The sequence below is a fragment of the Paenibacillus terrisolis genome (assembly GCF_056171975.1).
Genome location: NZ_JBKFGG010000026.1, coordinates 1 through 15,360, shown reverse-complemented (window position 1 = coordinate 15,360; position 15,360 = coordinate 1). Strand labels below are relative to the sequence as shown.

General features: G+C 49.3%; 17 protein-coding genes. 4 read left to right on the top strand and 13 right to left on the bottom strand.

What is annotated here, in order from left to right:
* Positions 1-42: 42 nt before the first annotated feature.
* Positions 43-921, bottom strand: coding sequence for a glycosyltransferase family 2 protein (locus ACI48K_RS18470; RefSeq protein ID WP_475029094.1), 879 nt, complete (start codon positions 919-921; stop codon positions 43-45).
* Between the two features lie 162 nt (positions 922-1,083).
* On the opposite strand from ACI48K_RS18470, the gene ACI48K_RS18465 reads away from it, so the two are divergent.
* Positions 1,084-1,434, top strand: coding sequence for a helix-turn-helix domain-containing protein (locus ACI48K_RS18465; protein WP_475029093.1), 351 nt, complete (start codon positions 1,084-1,086; stop codon positions 1,432-1,434).
* A gap of 74 nt (positions 1,435-1,508) precedes the next feature.
* Here ACI48K_RS18465 and ACI48K_RS18460 read toward each other — a convergent pair whose 3' ends face one another.
* The 4 genes from ACI48K_RS18460 to ACI48K_RS18445 all read right to left on the bottom strand — a co-directional run bounded on the left by ACI48K_RS18460 (position 1,509) and on the right by ACI48K_RS18445 (position 5,558).
* A complete protein-coding gene (locus tag ACI48K_RS18460; protein WP_475029092.1) occupies positions 1,509-1,934 on the bottom strand; it encodes a hypothetical protein in 426 nt (141 codons plus the stop codon).
* Between the two features lie 158 nt (positions 1,935-2,092).
* Complete coding sequence (mdh, locus tag ACI48K_RS18455; protein WP_475029091.1) at positions 2,093-3,034, bottom strand: malate dehydrogenase; 942 nt, start codon at positions 3,032-3,034, stop codon at positions 2,093-2,095.
* Positions 3,035-3,048: 14 nt separating this feature from the next.
* Complete coding sequence (gene icd, locus ACI48K_RS18450) at positions 3,049-4,344, bottom strand: NADP-dependent isocitrate dehydrogenase (RefSeq protein WP_475029090.1); 1,296 nt, start codon at positions 4,342-4,344, stop codon at positions 3,049-3,051.
* A gap of 101 nt (positions 4,345-4,445) precedes the next feature.
* The gene (locus ACI48K_RS18445; RefSeq protein ID WP_475029230.1) at positions 4,446-5,558 is read right to left on the bottom strand and encodes a citrate/2-methylcitrate synthase; all 1,113 of its coding nucleotides are present in this window, start codon (positions 5,556-5,558) and stop codon (positions 4,446-4,448) included.
* A gap of 353 nt (positions 5,559-5,911) precedes the next feature.
* Between ACI48K_RS18445 and ytvI the strand changes: the two genes are divergently transcribed.
* Entirely contained in the window at positions 5,912-7,030 is a 1,119-nt protein-coding gene (gene ytvI / locus ACI48K_RS18440) for a sporulation integral membrane protein YtvI (protein ID WP_475029089.1), read from the top strand.
* Positions 7,031-7,070: 40 nt separating this feature from the next.
* Here the strand turns inward: ytvI and ACI48K_RS18435 are convergent, their stop codons facing one another.
* Positions 7,071-7,970: a LysR family transcriptional regulator gene (locus ACI48K_RS18435; protein WP_475029229.1), complete on the bottom strand. Its 900-nt coding sequence runs from the start codon at positions 7,968-7,970 to the stop codon at positions 7,071-7,073.
* Positions 7,971-8,076: 106 nt separating this feature from the next.
* Here ACI48K_RS18435 and ACI48K_RS18430 point away from each other — a divergent pair, with 106 nt between their 5' ends.
* Both ACI48K_RS18430 and ACI48K_RS18425 read left to right on the top strand, forming a co-directional pair.
* On the top strand, positions 8,077-8,673 hold the full coding sequence (locus ACI48K_RS18430) for a LysE family transporter (protein ID WP_475029088.1): 597 nt from the start codon (positions 8,077-8,079) through the stop codon (positions 8,671-8,673).
* Between the two features lie 25 nt (positions 8,674-8,698).
* Positions 8,699-9,106, top strand: a complete 408-nt coding sequence (locus ACI48K_RS18425) for a DUF2000 family protein (protein ID WP_475029087.1) — start codon at positions 8,699-8,701, stop codon at positions 9,104-9,106.
* A gap of 111 nt (positions 9,107-9,217) precedes the next feature.
* Here the strand turns inward: ACI48K_RS18425 and ACI48K_RS18420 are convergent, their stop codons facing one another.
* The 7 genes from ACI48K_RS18420 to ACI48K_RS18390 form a co-directional block, all read right to left on the bottom strand.
* The gene (locus tag ACI48K_RS18420; protein WP_475029086.1) at positions 9,218-9,610 is read right to left on the bottom strand and encodes an FxsA family protein; all 393 of its coding nucleotides are present in this window, start codon (positions 9,608-9,610) and stop codon (positions 9,218-9,220) included.
* Between the two features lie 75 nt (positions 9,611-9,685).
* A complete protein-coding gene (locus tag ACI48K_RS18415; RefSeq protein ID WP_475029085.1) occupies positions 9,686-10,105 on the bottom strand; it encodes an acyl-CoA thioesterase in 420 nt (139 codons plus the stop codon).
* 129 nt (positions 10,106-10,234) lie between these two features.
* The gene (gene pyk / locus ACI48K_RS18410) at positions 10,235-11,656 is read right to left on the bottom strand and encodes a pyruvate kinase (RefSeq protein ID WP_475029084.1); all 1,422 of its coding nucleotides are present in this window, start codon (positions 11,654-11,656) and stop codon (positions 10,235-10,237) included.
* Between the two features lie 126 nt (positions 11,657-11,782).
* On the bottom strand, positions 11,783-12,883 hold the full coding sequence (locus ACI48K_RS18405) for an acetyl-CoA carboxylase carboxyltransferase subunit alpha (protein ID WP_475029083.1): 1,101 nt from the start codon (positions 12,881-12,883) through the stop codon (positions 11,783-11,785).
* A 1-nt stretch (position 12,884) separates the two neighbouring features.
* Complete coding sequence (gene accD, locus ACI48K_RS18400; RefSeq protein WP_475029082.1) at positions 12,885-13,778, bottom strand: acetyl-CoA carboxylase, carboxyltransferase subunit beta; 894 nt, start codon at positions 13,776-13,778, stop codon at positions 12,885-12,887.
* Between the two features lie 52 nt (positions 13,779-13,830).
* On the bottom strand, positions 13,831-14,019 hold the full coding sequence (locus ACI48K_RS18395) for a hypothetical protein (RefSeq protein ID WP_036624401.1): 189 nt from the start codon (positions 14,017-14,019) through the stop codon (positions 13,831-13,833).
* 176 nt (positions 14,020-14,195) lie between these two features.
* A complete protein-coding gene (locus ACI48K_RS18390) occupies positions 14,196-14,693 on the bottom strand; it encodes a phosphatidylglycerophosphatase A family protein (protein ID WP_475029081.1) in 498 nt (165 codons plus the stop codon).
* Between the last annotated feature and the right edge of the window lie 667 nt (positions 14,694-15,360).

Sequence of the window (15,360 nt, the reverse complement as noted above, 5' to 3'; positions counted from 1 at the left end):
TATGCCGGAAATACAAGCATTGAGCCGTGGAAGCGCCGCTCGTTACACTCCAATACCGAAGCGCTCGATAAACCAGGAATCGTCGTTTTGTCTGAGAGCCGCGTACTTTTCTCTGGCTAAACGCAATGCCTCGCTTAACCTTAAATCGGATCGCTCACTGCCGAATGCATCGCTCACAACTTTCCGGCAAAGTTCGATTCTTTGTTCGCTAAGATGCAAATGGGCCATAGCCAGCAAATCCCCGCCCCATTTCTCTCCGCTATCGTCGTAAGGGAAATTTTGCCTGAACACCTGCATCAGAGAGACCTCCGGAACATACCGGCAAATCCCGCCAAACAACCACATCCGCAGGGAAAATTCCGCAGTTTCCAGCTCCTTGCTGACAAATCCGTCTTCAAACCCGTCGATCTCATGAAACTTGTCCCTGCTGATTGCAAAGCATTCCCAGGACAGCCATGGAATATCTTTCGTATCATCGTCTCCCGGATAATTTTGAATCGATTTCATTAAGCCCTCGGCTTGATATTCCTTCGGCTTCATCATGGAGCGCTCATGAATTTCGAAGGAAGGCGAGGTGCAATCCGCTTTTCCTTCCATGATCGGTTTCAGAAGCGATTCCATCCAATCGTCGTCGTAATACAAATGAGCGCCGCAGAAAATTAGATATTCTCCGGAAGCGTGGGCAGCGCCGATGTTTCTGGCCGTAATTCCGGGTTCTCCCTTAAAGCGCTTGATCGGATGGTCGAACCTGTAGCTCATGAGAAAATCGCAGCATCCGTCCACGGAATTCTCATCCACAATAATCACTTCGTAGGGCAAAGAGCTTCGCGACACTTTCAAAGATTCCATCGTGGTGTAGAGATCGATTCCATTGTTTTTCACAGTGATAATAAGTGATGTGGATAGCAAATCTGATGACATGATAATACTCCTTAATTATGAATATAATAGAGGCGCATGAATATTTTAGAAAATGCTTAATCCCATAATAACCCAATTCATACTTATAGTAAAGAAAAACAAAACCAGTAGTTTATTATCTTTCCCTCTACTTCTCACTATGGTAATTAAAGGAGGGGTGTTATGGATTACGAGGCTTTGGGTAAAAGGTTACGGCAGGAACGGCATAAACTGCACCTAACCCAGGAGAAACTCGCCGAAAAAATTGATGTTTCTGACGCATACATAGGACAAATAGAGCGCGGCGAGCGCAGTCTGTCCCTTGAGACGCTTGTACGTCTGGCCAATCAATTAGGCGTAACGGTTGATTATCTGCTTCATGATTCCATTGAAATTGACGATGAGCATTTTACAAATCAAATCAGGCAGATTATGATCAATCGTTCCCCTAAAGAAAAACAACTTGCGCTGGACATTATCAAATTGATGTTCACTCATCTGGATGAATTGCAGCGGGATGAGCAGGACATCTAGTGTCTCCTGTTATTGAAAAATCGAAAAGAAAGACCTGTCGGATAACTCCAACAGGTCTTTGTCATATTTTCGGATCAAATAATATTCGAATATACCATGAAGAAAGAGATGATCAGAATCGTTACGGCGTTAAGCGCGCTAAGCGTACGAAGCTTGCCTTCTTCGGCCGTAATGTGCTTGCTTTGGCGAATTCCATCCTGAGCCAGACGCAGCGGTTTGCCCATCATTCCGCTAAAAGCCCCCACCAGCAAAAAGAGTACAACCACCACGATCATCCACGGAATTGAAAAATCCCCTTTTCCGACCATATACCCGCCGGTAATCAGTTGGATGACCAATCCGATTTGAGCATACGTATTCAGGGACTTCACCGCCGAGACGGTTCCTTCCTGGGCGGCAAGGGACAATTTACCCAGTCTGCCCAGAACAAACGGTAACACCAGATAAAAACCAAGCGCTAAAGATCCAATAATGTGCAAAAAAAGCATAGCTTTCCACATAACACAACCGCCTTTCAACGTCAATTACATATGTTATAAATCTATTATACCAATCGTTGGTAGCAAAAGAAACCGCCGGGGCCAAACCAAAAAAAACGCAGACGGACGGAGACAGGTTTTCCTATCCCCTCCGCTTGCGCTTTACGTATTATCGAAATCTAGCCTTGAACCACCGAAATCACGCTGCGTACGGATGATGCCGATTTATCCAGCGCGGCTTTTTCGTCGGCCGTAAGTTCAAGCTCGAATACTTTCTCAATGCCGCCTCCGCCTAAAATAACCGGAACGCCCATAAACAGGCCGTCATAGCCGTACTCGCCTTCCAGCAGGGCAATCACCGGCAAAATCCGCTTCTTATCCTTCAGAATGGCTTCGGCCATTTGCACAAGCGAAGCCGCCGGAGCGTAATAAGCGCTGCCATTGCCAAGCAGGTTGACGATCTCGCCGCCGCCGACGCGGGTACGCTGGACGATTGCATTGAGGCGCTCCTTGGAAATCAGCGTGTCGATCGGAATGCCGCCGACGCTGGAATAACGAACAAGGGGAACCATATCGTCTCCGTGACCGCCAAGCACGAAGCCGCGGACATCTTCAACGGATACGTTAAGCTCTTGGGCAATAAATGTGCAGTAGCGGGCCGTATCAAGCACGCCGGACTGACCGATGACGCGGTTTTTGGGGAAGCCAAGCGTTTGGTAAGCCGCAAAGGTCATGGCGTCTACCGGATTGCTCAGAATGATGACCGTGGAATCCGGGCAGTATTTCTTGACGTTTTCGCATACCGAGCGGACGATACCCGCATTGGTATTGACGAGATCGTCCCGGCTCATGCCGGGTTTGCGGGCGATACCGGCCGTAATGATGACGATATCCGAACCGGCGGCTTCCTCATAAGAAGAGGTGCCGACGATCTTGCTGTCGAACCCCTGTACCGGACCGGCTTCCAGCATATCGAGAGCTTTGCCCTTCGTCGGATTTTCAAGCTGCGGAATGTCAAGCAGAACGATGTCGCCGAGTTCTTTTTGCGCAAGCATCAGCGCTGTCGTTGCGCCGGTAAAACCGGCGCCGACAACCGTAATTTTTTTGCGTTGAATAGCCAAGTCGGTCAAGCCCCCTACATATTTTTGATTACTTCATCGGCAAATTCGGAACATTTGACCTCGGTGGCACCTTCCATTAGACGGGCGAAATCGTATGTTACCGTTTTACGGTTAATTGAAGTTTCAAGGCCCTTATAAATCAGATCGGCAGCTTCCTGCCAGCCAAGATGCTCAAGCATCATGACGCCGGACAAAATGACGGAACCCGGATTGACGACATCCAGATCGGCGTATTTCGGCGCCGTGCCGTGCGTCGCTTCGAAAATCGCATGGCCGGTAACGTAGTTAATGTTCGCTCCCGGAGCAATCCCGATCCCGCCGACTTGGGCAGCGAGGGCATCGGACAGGTAGTCCCCGTTCAGATTCAGCGTAGCGATGACGTCAAAATCGGTAGGGCGCGTTAACACCTGCTGCAATGCGATGTCGGCAATCGCGTCCTTGATGATGATTTTGCCTGCATCCTGCGCGGCTTTTTGCGCCTGGTTCGCCGCGTCGGTCCCGGACTGTTCCTTGATCCGGTCGTATTCGGCCCAGGTAAACACTTTATCGCCGAACTCGGCTTCAGCGACTTCATACCCCCAGTTTTTGAAGGCGCCTTCCGTAAATTTCATGATATTGCCTTTATGGACGAGCGTCACACTCTTGCGTTCATGCTTGACGGCGTATTCGACGGCGGCGCGGACAAGGCGTTTGGAGCCATCCTCCGAAACGGGCTTAATGCCGATGCCGGACGTTTCCGGGAAGCGAATTTTCGTGACGCCCATTTCATTTTGCAGAAAGGCGAGCACCTTTTTCACTTCATCGGAGCCTTCTTTATACTCAATCCCCGCATAAATGTCTTCCGTGTTCTCGCGGAAAATGACCATATCCACGAGCTCGGGGCGTTTAACCGGAGACGGAACCCCTTCAAAATAACGTACCGGGCGCAAGCAAACGTAAAGATCAAGCTCCTGGCGAAGGGCAACGTTCAGGGAACGGATTCCGCCGCCAATCGGCGTGGTGAGCGGACCTTTGATCGCTACAATATACTCGCGGATCGCCGTCAGCGTATCCGCCGGCAGCCATTCGCCATATGTATTGTAGGCCTTCTCTCCCGCAAAAACTTCGTACCAGGCGATTTTCTTCTCGCCGCCGTAAGCTTTGTCGACCGCAGCGTCAAGCACCCGTTTGGATGCTTTCCATATATCGCGGCCGGTGCCGTCACCCTCGATAAAAGGGATGACGGGGTGGTTCGGCACCAGCAGCTTTCCGTTCTGAATTTCAATTTTTTCGCCCTCAGTGGGAAGGTTGAACTTTTCAAGCTTCAGCATATTTTTCGATTTCCTCCTCATTCGGTCTAAAGCTGTGCCAAAACAGCCGTGTTTTCTATTCTATCATATGTCGCGATGCGGTTTCCTCCGCATCTGCCGCTTTATCTCAACTCGATCGGGATATATTTTTGATTACTGGCACCCGTGTATTCGGCGCGAGGACGAATCAGGCGGTTGTCGTCAAGCTGCTCCAGGATATGCGCGGTCCAGCCGGAAAGACGGCTGATGGCAAAGATCGGCGTGAACAAATCGCGCGAAATGCCCAGCAGCGTATAAACGGAAGCGGAATAAAAATCAACATTGGGCTTCAGCCCCTTTTGGGAGGTCACCAGCTCATCGACCTTGACGGAAATTTCGTACAGCGAAGTATCGCCTTTGAGCAAGCTCAACTGACGGGACATCTTCTGCAAATGCTTGGCGCGCGGATCGCCGTTTTTGTATACGCGGTGTCCAAAGCCCATCACTTTTTCCTTGTTCGCGAGCTTACGCATAATATAAGGTTCCGCTTGATCCAGAGTGCCTATTTCGCTCAGCATTTTCATCACCGCTTCATTCGCCCCGCCATGCAGCGGGCCTTTTAAAGTGCCGATGGCCGAAGTTACGGCGGAATAAATATCCGTCAACGTGGCGATCGTCACCCGCGCCGAAAACGTCGAAGCGTTCAGCTCGTGGTCGGCGTGCAGCACCAGCGCTTGATCCAGCGCGCGGATCGCGATCGGGTCCGGTTGTTCCCCCAGCAGCATATAAAGAAAATTATGAGCAACGGAAACTCCCTTCAGCGGAGCCACCGGCTCCTTGCCTTCCCGGATGCGGGCAAAAGCGGCAATAATCGTAGGAATGCGGGATTGCAGTTTGATCGCCTTTTCCTGATTGCCGACCCGCGAATTTTCATTTGCGGTTTCATCGTACAAAGCAAGAGCCGATACGGCGGTGCGCAAAACCGCCATCGTGTTTGCATCATGCGGATACAGCTTCATTTGATCCAAAATGGCCTGCGGAACTGCCGCGTAGTCGCTGAGCTTCCGCTGCAAATCCTTCAGCTCGGTTGTCGAAGGCAATTTCCCGTACCAGAGCAAATAAGCCGTTTCTTCGAAGCTTGCGTTTTCAGCCAAATCATCAATATTGATTCCACGATAAGCAAGCACACCTTCGTGGATAGAACTGATCGAGGAAGTAGCCGCCACAATACCTTCAAGGCCTTTCGTAGCTGTCATCATACATCTCTCCTTTGTTAACAAATTGTGATCAATCCGAAATGAAACCATTTTCAATTTGGAAGTTTAAAATTTTCTCTAGTTTACAATTATACACCCTAAAATCCAGAAAATAGAGCAGTGTTGCTTATAAATTCATCATACTGGATTTAACGTGGCATGGGAACTACTTGAGAGGCTTATCAAACATCAAATGATTTTATCACAATAATAAAGAATTTTTGTAAACGATTGCAGTGACGCAATGATAAACGTCACATTGTCCTGAAAATTATATTCCGGTCATACCCGGGGCGGGAAAATAATAAGGTAGAATGAGGACTTGTACAAAGGGAAGTGGGTGAACATCCGTCTTGGATAACGTATTCGTAAAGCGCGTGCTGCGCGGAAGCTGGATCTGCACGGTTTTGATCCTGATCGTTGCCGCAATGTATTGGCTCCTTCCCCTCCTCTATCCTTTCCTGATCGCCTGGTTGATCGCCTATGCCATGAATCCCTTCGTCCGCTGGCTGCAGCAGACCTTGAACCTGCCGAAATGGCTGGCCGTTACGTTATCCCTGCTCGTCTATTTCGGAGGGGCGGCCATCGTCCTCTCGGCGGCTCTGACGCGGCTGGTAAAAGAACTGCTGCACATGGCCGAATCTTTCAATCTCAGCATCGAGGAATGGCGAAGCCTCTTTATTGAGTGGACCCAAAGCGAGGGGATTCAAAAAATCATCAATGATATCAATTTATTTATCGCCAACAATCCGGGATATGAAAACACGATTCATAAAAATATAGGGGATACAGCGGAAACGATCGGCGCCGCCATTTCCCGTCTCGTAAACAGCTTTCTCGGGATCATCGTGAATCTGCTGACATCGCTGCCCAATCTTGGGATCATCCTGGTTGTCGTTCTGCTGTCCACATTTTTTATCAGCACAAGATGGGAACGGCATATGTCGTTTCTCGCCGGAAACATCCCGACTCCATTTCGGAAAACGGCCGGAAGCATCTGGAGGGATCTGCAAAAAGCCTTGTCCGGCTTCCTGCGCGCCCAGTTTATCATGATCTCGATTACCGCGTTTATCGTGCTGATCGGGCTTCTCATCCTGCACGTCGACGCCGCCCTCACTTATGCCCTGCTGATCGGGCTTGTGGATTTGCTGCCCTACTTGGGAGTTGGTACGATCATGATTCCCTGGCTTATCTACGCGTTCATGACAGGAGATATGGCCTTCGGAATCGGCTTATCGATTCTCTACGGCGTTATTCTCGTCTCCAGGCAGGTGATCGAACCCAAAGTGCTCTCCAGCAGCGTTGGCCTTGAGCCCTTGGCCACGCTGATCGCCACGTTCGTCGGACTCAAGCTCTTCGGCGTGCTTGGCCTGATCATTGGCCCTGTGACCTTTGTGATCATCGGTGCAGCCATCCGCGCCGGAGTGCTGCGCGACCTGCGCAATTATATCGTCCACGGCAGGCTGCGGTGAGTGAATGGAGGGAAGCATTGTCGAAACCATCCGCTTTTCTCTATTGAATAGTTAGTGGATTCAGGCATTCTTTTGCCAATCGAATAAACAATTCCATAGCGGGACTTACCCACTTGTTTTTATGGTAAGCGCAAATCGCCGTGATTTTTTGACCGGACATTCCGGTTGCAAGCTCAACGAGCGACCCGTCGGCTAATTCATCTTCGGCCGTAAAAGTCGGCAAAAAGGCAACCCCAAGATTACTGGCCGCACTCCGTTTGATCGTTTCAATCCCCCCTAGTTCAATTGAGCGGCCCAGACGAATGGATTTATTGGTTACATATTCATCAAAGATTCCTTTATAAATACTGCGACGGTCATCAATAAGAAGACTTGCGTGCTTTCTTTGGGCAGGTTTAATGAAGTCGCGTTCATCGCTGCTCAGCAAAGGGGAGGCAAGCAATGACAGCGAGAATGCTCCCAAAGGCTCTGTAATAACGGTCTGATTATAGGTTTGAACATCATAGTGAATCGCTAAATCCGCCTCTCCATTCAAAATATGCTCGCTAATCACATAGCAATTGTGAGAGCGCAAGGCCAGTTGTACATTTGGCGCTTTCTCCCGAAACGCCTTGATTACCGGCTGCATCTTATAGGTCAATAAAGATTCGGGAATGGCGACTCTTAACTCGCCCGCTATTTCGGAATCGTTTCTTCCGTAGTTCACGATTTGGTCCAGGGATTCCATGATTTTGTCTATGAAGGGAACGATATCTTTGCCGGCCTGGGTTGGCACCATTTTCCTTCCAATTTTCTCAAACAGCTTGATGGACAACTCCTGCTCCAGTTGCTGCATTTGAAAGGTAACCGTGGATTGGGTATAATTCAACCTTTGAGCCGCGTTTTGGAAGCTGCCTTCTTCCAGTATGGTCTTAAAAGTCACGAAATTCCGTAATTCCATGTCTTCACCTCTATAGTTCAAAAAAATCGAATTATTATATTTCATATTTCGATTTTTTTGCTGTTTTCGATTATGTTATTGTAGTCTAAGCGGGAGGTGATGACAAGTGACTTACGGGATTTTTTTATCTTTTTTATTAAACTTGGTGATCACGGCTTTTACTCCGGGCCCCAACAATATCCTTTCTCTGAATGCGACGAGCCGATACGGGTTGAAAAAGAGCAGACATTTGATCATGGGGATATGTTCCGGTTTCTTTTGCGTAATGCTGTTATGCGGCATTCTGAGCTTTGAATTGTCAAAGCTGCTTCCGAATGCAATTGAGTATACGAAATATGCCGGCGCCGCCTATATACTGTGGCTGGCTTGGCATATTGCCGTCAGCAAACCGATCGAAACTTCCCAAGACGGGAAAATTTACTCTTTTAAGGTCGGATTTCTTCTGCAGTTTATCAATTTGAAAATTATCCTCTATGGGATCACCGCATTGACGAGTTTTGTTCTTCCTTACTACCAGTCATTGGGGATGATAGGACTGTTCGTATTACTGCTGAACTTCATTGGCTTCGCCGGCATATTTACTTGGGCTTTCGCCGGGTTTGTGATGCAGAGACTCATCTATAAATATTTTCGTCCTGCGAATATCATAATGGCCCTGCTTCTTTGCGAGTCTGCCGTTAGCTTGATATTGAAAGAAATATAAAGGAACAATGAAAGGGAAGATTAAAATGAGTTTTGATACGAAAATAGCGCTCGTCGTAAGAGAGGATTTGCAGACCTGGCAAAAGCTTAACGTTACGGCCTTTTTGATGAGCGGAATCGCGGGAACGCAGAATATTGTCGGAGAACCTTATTTTGATGGAAATAATAAGTCATTTCTGCCTATGTCCCAGCAACCGGTTTTAATTTTTACGGCAAATCATGATGAAATGCAAAGAACTTTCGATAAAGCAGTAAATAGAGAAATTGAGATGGCGGTTTTTATCGATGCACTGTTCCATACCTTCAACGATGAGGATAACAGGTTGACTTTCCGGCGGTCCGGCACTGACGAATTAAACTTAGCGGGGCTCGGATTCAGGGGTATTAAAAAAGATATCGACAAAGCCTTAAAGGGATTGAAACTGCACAAATAATCGTTTTACAGAATTCTTACGCTTTTCACACCTACAATAAAAAGCTTCCCGCCAGATCATTATTGACGGGAAGCTTTTATTCGGGACGGCAGGATTCTCGGACATCCCCGTTTAACGGCGGAAATACGTGATGGAACCGTCCTTGATTTTTTTGCCCACCCATCTCATCAGGGTTACGCGGTAAAGCGGGCGCGTAAGCGGGAAGACCATCGTAAACCCGATTATATCCGTGAAAAAGCCGGGGATCAGCAGCAGGATGCCGCCAATGAACACGCAGAGCCCATCCAGAGCCATCCGCCCGGGAATTTGGCCACCGTTCATTTGAGCTCTTGCGTCCGCAAGCACCTTTCGGCCTTCAAACTGCATCATCAATCCGCCGATGACCGAAGTCGCCAGCGTGAGAAAAATGGTTTTGCCGAGGCCAAGTCTCTCTCCGACCTCCACATAACCCCAAAATTCTATGATCGGAACCAGTACAATCAAAACGGCGATCCATTTGCGCATATGATAACTCCTTTAGACATTCAACATATCAGGCTTAAGTGTATTTTAACGCTTCGCCGTTCGATAATCAAAAAATCATTCCTTGCCGGCTTCATCAAAAGCCGCATGCCACTCGGGGAAAACCTTCTTGAACTGCACCGGCTTAAAATCTTCCCGCCGCACCACATAGTGAGTGGACGAGCCGGCTACGCACAATGTTCCTTCCCCGTTATACACCTCGTAGCCGTACACCGTTTTAACGCCGCCGTTTTCGAGAATGCGGGTTTTCAGCAGCACCTCGTCGCCATAGCGGATCCCTTTCTTGTACTCCACCTTCATCTCGTGAACGGGAGAAATGTATCCCGCTTTTTCCATATCGATATATTTGAATCCCAAATCCTCGCACAGCTTCGACCGTCCCGCTTCAAACCAGCCGAGATAGTGGGCATGGTAAACAATCCCCATCATATCGAATTCAAAATATTTGGGCTGTATGGACAATTCACTTACGTACATGCGGACTCCCGCTCCTCTCCTGCAGTTAAAATGGCGTCGCCGTCTATCCGGCAAAAAAAGCAATGGTTCCCGCGAGCGGGTGCCCATTGCCTTTTTTATAAGTTCATGCCGCTTAATTTTAAGTTGAATCTACTTGCGGATTTGGCCGATTTTCACCAAATTCGTCGATCCGGAACTTCCAAGAGGAACGCCTGCCGTAATGACAACAAGGTCGCCTTCTTTAACCAAGCCGGAATCTACTCCGCCCTTCATCGCTCTGTCGAACATTTCGTCCGTCGTCGATGCCACCGAGCCTTTAACCGGAGTTACGCCCCAGTTCAGAGCCAGACGGCGAAGCGTTTGATCTTCGGTGGTTACTGCGATGATCGGCGCTTTTGGACGATATTTGGATACCATGCGAGCCGTATATCCGGTTTCCGTAGAAGTGATAATGGCTTTGGCATTCAGTTCAAGCGCAGAGTTGGCTACAGCTTGGCTGATCGCTTCGGTAACGGTCGTTTGTTGCGCATTGGATTGCTTGATGAAAATTTCGCGGTATTCCAAAGCGGATTCCGCTTTTTCAGCGATGCGGGCCATGGTGAGTACCGATTCGACCGGATATTTCCCGGCAGCCGTTTCGCCGGACAGCATGATTGCGTCAGTACCGTCGAAAATCGCGTTGGCTACGTCACTCGCTTCAGCGCGGGTAGGTCTAGGGTTGCGTTGCATCGAATCCAGCATTTGCGTAGCGGTGATAACCGGTTTGCCTACGCGGTTGCATTTTTCGATCATGCGTTTTTGCACGAGAGGCACGTCTTCGGCAGGGATTTCCACGCCAAGGTCCCCGCGGGCTACCATCAAACCGTCGGAAACTTCCAAAATTTCATCGAGGTTTTCAACGCCTTGTTGGTTTTCGATTTTGGAGATGATTTGGATGTGAGCAGCGTTGTTTTTCTCAAGCAATTGACGAATTTCAAGCACGTCGCTAGCTTTACGAACGAAGGAAGCCGCAATAAAATCGATGCCTTGCTCGATCCCGAACTTGATATCGTTAGCGTCTTTTTCAGTGATGCCTGGCAGGGAAATGTTAACGCCGGGAACATTTACGCCCTTCTTGCTCTTGATGGTACCGCCGTTCACGATACGGCATTTGATTTCCGTACCTTGAATTTCAACGACAGTCAGGCCAATCAATCCGTCATCGATCAAAATGGTCGAACCGGCTTCCACATCTCCGGGAAGATCTCTGTAAGTAATGGAGATGCGATCCTTGTCGCCCAAAATTTCTTCGGTCGTCAAGGTAAGGATTTCATCCTGTACAAGCTCAATCGGTTCTTCTTTCAATTTGCCGGTACGGATTTCTGGACCTTTGGTGTCCAACAGTATGGCGACTGATTTCCCCAGCTCTTCGCTCGCTTTACGAATCGTTTTGATCCGGTTGCCATGCTCCTCAAAATCACCGTGGGAGAAGTTCAGGCGAGCGACGTTCATTCCAGCCAAAATCAATTTCTTGGTGTTTTCTAACGACTCACTGGAAGGACCGATGGTACATACGATTTTTGTTTTGCGCATTTGGGTTTCCTCCGTTTTTTTGTTCTCTCTATATATGATCTTTTCCAACAATTAAATTTACTATAGTTTGGACGATTTGTATAGGAAGTTTATCATATTGTAAAGAACATTTGCTCTATTCAATCTTTAATCATTGCCCGAAAGCGAGGAATCCATCATAGAGTCTTGCTCCTCGGTTCGCTCGGCTTCGGAATTTTCAGAATCCGCATGGTGCACAGCGGGTTCCGCCGCTGGTTCGGTTTCCGGTTGGCTAACGGGAACCGGCTGTTTGCCCGTCTCGGCAAATTTGCCGATTTTCCGGAATTTCCGGTACCGGTCTTCCAGCAGCTCGTCCGGATTCATGATGCTCAATTCCTCCAAGTGACGCAGCAATGCGCTCTTGACGGCGGCTGCCGTGGATTCGTAATCGCGGTGAGCCCCGCCGCGAGGCTCTGGGATAATCTCTTCGATAACCTCCATCTCAAGCAGATCCTGGGAGGTAATTTTCATCGCCTCGGCCGCCTGATCCGCCTTGGATGCGTCTTTCCACAGAATGGATGCCGCTCCGTTCGGCGAAATAACGGAATAAATCGCATTCTCCAGCATCAACACGCGGTTGCCGACGCCCAACGCAAGCGCCCCGCCGCTTCCGCCCTCGCCGATAACGACGCAAATGACGGGCACCCGGAGCATCGCCATATCCCGCAAATTGCGGGCGATCGCTTCCGACTGGCCCCTTTCTTCCGCCGTAATACCCGGATAGGCCCCTTTAGTATCGATAAACGTCACGATCGGACGGCCGAACTTGTCCGCCTGCTGCATCAGACGCAGCGCTTTGCGAAAACCTTCCGGATGCGGGCTTCCGAAGAAACGCGCGATATTATCCTTCGTGTCCTTGCCCCGCTGCTGTCCAAGCACGGTAACGGGAACCCCGTTAAGCTTGGCCAATCCGCCGACGATCGCAAGGTCATCCCCGAATACACGGTCCCCGTGCAGTTCGATAAAATCGTCAAAAATAAGCCCGATGAAATCGAGCGAAGTCGGACGCTGATGGTGCCGGGCCAGATGCATTTTCTGAGACGGCGAGATACTGCTGTATATTTCGTCCTCGAGTTGACGGTAACGCTCCTCAAGGCGCGCAATCTCATCGGTGAAATCGATGCCTTTTTCGGCACCGAATTGTTCCAATTCCTGAATTTTCTCGCGAAGCTTGACGAGAGGCGTTTCAAAAGGCAATTCGCCTGCCATTTTATACTCCTCCCTTCACACTGTGCAAATCCAGCAGCTTGGACAATGTGGCTTTCATTTCCTTGCGGTTAACGACAAGATCAAGCTGACCATGCTGCAGATTGAACTCAGCCGTCTGGAAGTCGTCAGGCAGCTTTTGACGGATCGTCTGTTCAATAACGATTCTGCCGGCAAAGCCGAAGACCGCCCCGGGCTCGGCCACGATAATATCTCCGAGCATGGCAAAGCTCGCCGAGACGCCACCTGTCGTCGGATCCGTAATTACCGAAATATAAAGTCCGCCAAGCTCGCCGTAACGGGCCAGAGCGGCACTGGTTTTCGCCATCTGCATCAAGCTGAGGATGCTTTCCTGCATACGGGCGCCGCCCGATGTAGAAAAAATGATGATCGGAAGTCTTTTTTCTCCCGCGGTTTCAATCGCCCGGGTGATTTTCTCCCCAACGACGGAACCCATGCTGCCGGAAAAGAAATCAAAGCTCATTACCGCAACAACGGTCGGAAAACCGCCAATCGTACCTTCACCGGTAACAACCGCTTCCCGGAGTCCCGATTTTAAAGCCTGCTGCTCCAGCTTGCTCGCATATCCCGGAAATTCCAGCGGGTCGACCGATACCAAATCCTCGTCATACTCTATGAAACTGCCTTCATCCAATGTGAATTTGATCCGTTCCATCGCACTCAGCCGCATATGATAGCCGCAGGACGGACAAATCTTGAAATTCTTCTCCAGCTCTTTACTGTATTGAATGCTGCCGCAGCGGCTGCATTTATTCATCAGACCTTCCGGAATCTCGCGTTTCGGCCGGTCCGCCAGCTGTGTTCCGTCTGCGTCCACTCTTCGTTCCGAAGGAATGGTCGCGTATTTTCGCTTTTTCTGAAATAAATCTTTAAACACTAACTACACCTCTTCAGCCGTTAATTTAAAGGCCGCATCTACAGTCAAGGATCTAAGGATGCAAAATCGAATTCAACACTTCTTGAACCTCTTCGAGCTCCCCGGAAGGAACCAGAATCTCAAACTGCTGCTTGGATAAATTAACAGGACGTGTTTGGACGAGAAAGCCTTCTTCTGTAAGTTTCGTTTTGATCATATCGGCAACCTTCGCGGTTGGCGCAATATACATTACAGTCCACATGCCCTTTTCAAAGCCCCCTAACCTAACCTTTTCACTCGAACCTGTATAATAGAGTAATGATAACATAATTTTCAAATTTCCCGCAACAAAGGGGATGTCCAGCGTCGCCGCGATTCATTCAGGTCCGCTCTCCAGTCAATGCACCTACATCCGGTTAGATTTCAAAAAACTCAGAATCAAGACGATTTATCATCCAAATAAGCCGTTGCACCCTTATCCTTATGGGCGATGCGTGCCGAAGCTGCGGCCGCCAGGCCTGCAACCAGATCGTCGAGGAACACATGAACGTTTTCTTTAAGCCCGTTCAGCTTCCCGATAATTTCGGGCTTGACCTTGTCCAAGTAACCGAAACTCGTCAAACCGATCATCCCGAACACGCTCGTAATTCCGAGCGCTACGGTTTCATCCACGCCGTACAGCGGTTCATCGGCTTCCAGAATGGACTGAAGCGGCTCGGGGAGAAGTTTTTGCTCCGCCAGCTCATCCAAAGCGATGCCGGTAAACAAAGTGTACTGCACCTCGCGTTTTTGCAGCACCGCCTTTACGCTATCCAAACATTGCTCCCGCGTCAGATCTCTTAAGTAAACGGACTGGAGCGAATAAACGATTTCCGCGATGGATTCCAGCGTAACTCCTCTGCGAAGCAGCTGCGCTTCTGCAATTTCATATGACAAACGGATTCCTCCCTTGCTATCGAGCTGGGACTTGTCGTCTCCCGCCGTGTTCCTAAGTCTATGCCGAATCCGTGAAAAATGTTCGTAAAATAACCCCGGGAAACTTATAAAATCTATAAGGCCCCGCCTGGAAAATGCCTGTTGGACGGCTGACCGGCGAGCAATCATGGTCCGTCTTCGTTTACCGAATTGTAGCTGCGCTTTCTTGTCAAATAGCCAAGCGCCGACTTCGGCATTGGGCTTTCTGCGATGCCAAGAGGGTGCCCCTCGTCGTTATCTGTGATAACGAGGGACACCCTCTTAAACTTGCGAACAGAAAGCCTCGCCACATTGTAACGGCGGTATTTCCTACCGGGTAGCTGCCGGCTTTCAGCAATCTGTCGATCGACCGCTCGGCGCGCACAAAAACTTTGCTCTTGAAATGAGATACGATGCCCCTAGCACAAATAGCGGTCTTCGTATTATCAGGTTAGCCAGAATTTTGGGTTGGCCTTTTTTTATGGTCGTTTTACGATGGAAGTAGCCGGGAGAACGTAGCGGTCTTAGGGGACTATACACCCCGTCCATAAAACTGTTCTCCCTCTACCTCCAATGACCATGTTTGAGCTGGTTGAGGCATTCGACCTCGAATCACAAGCGAAGCTGTGGGATTGGAACCATCGTGGGG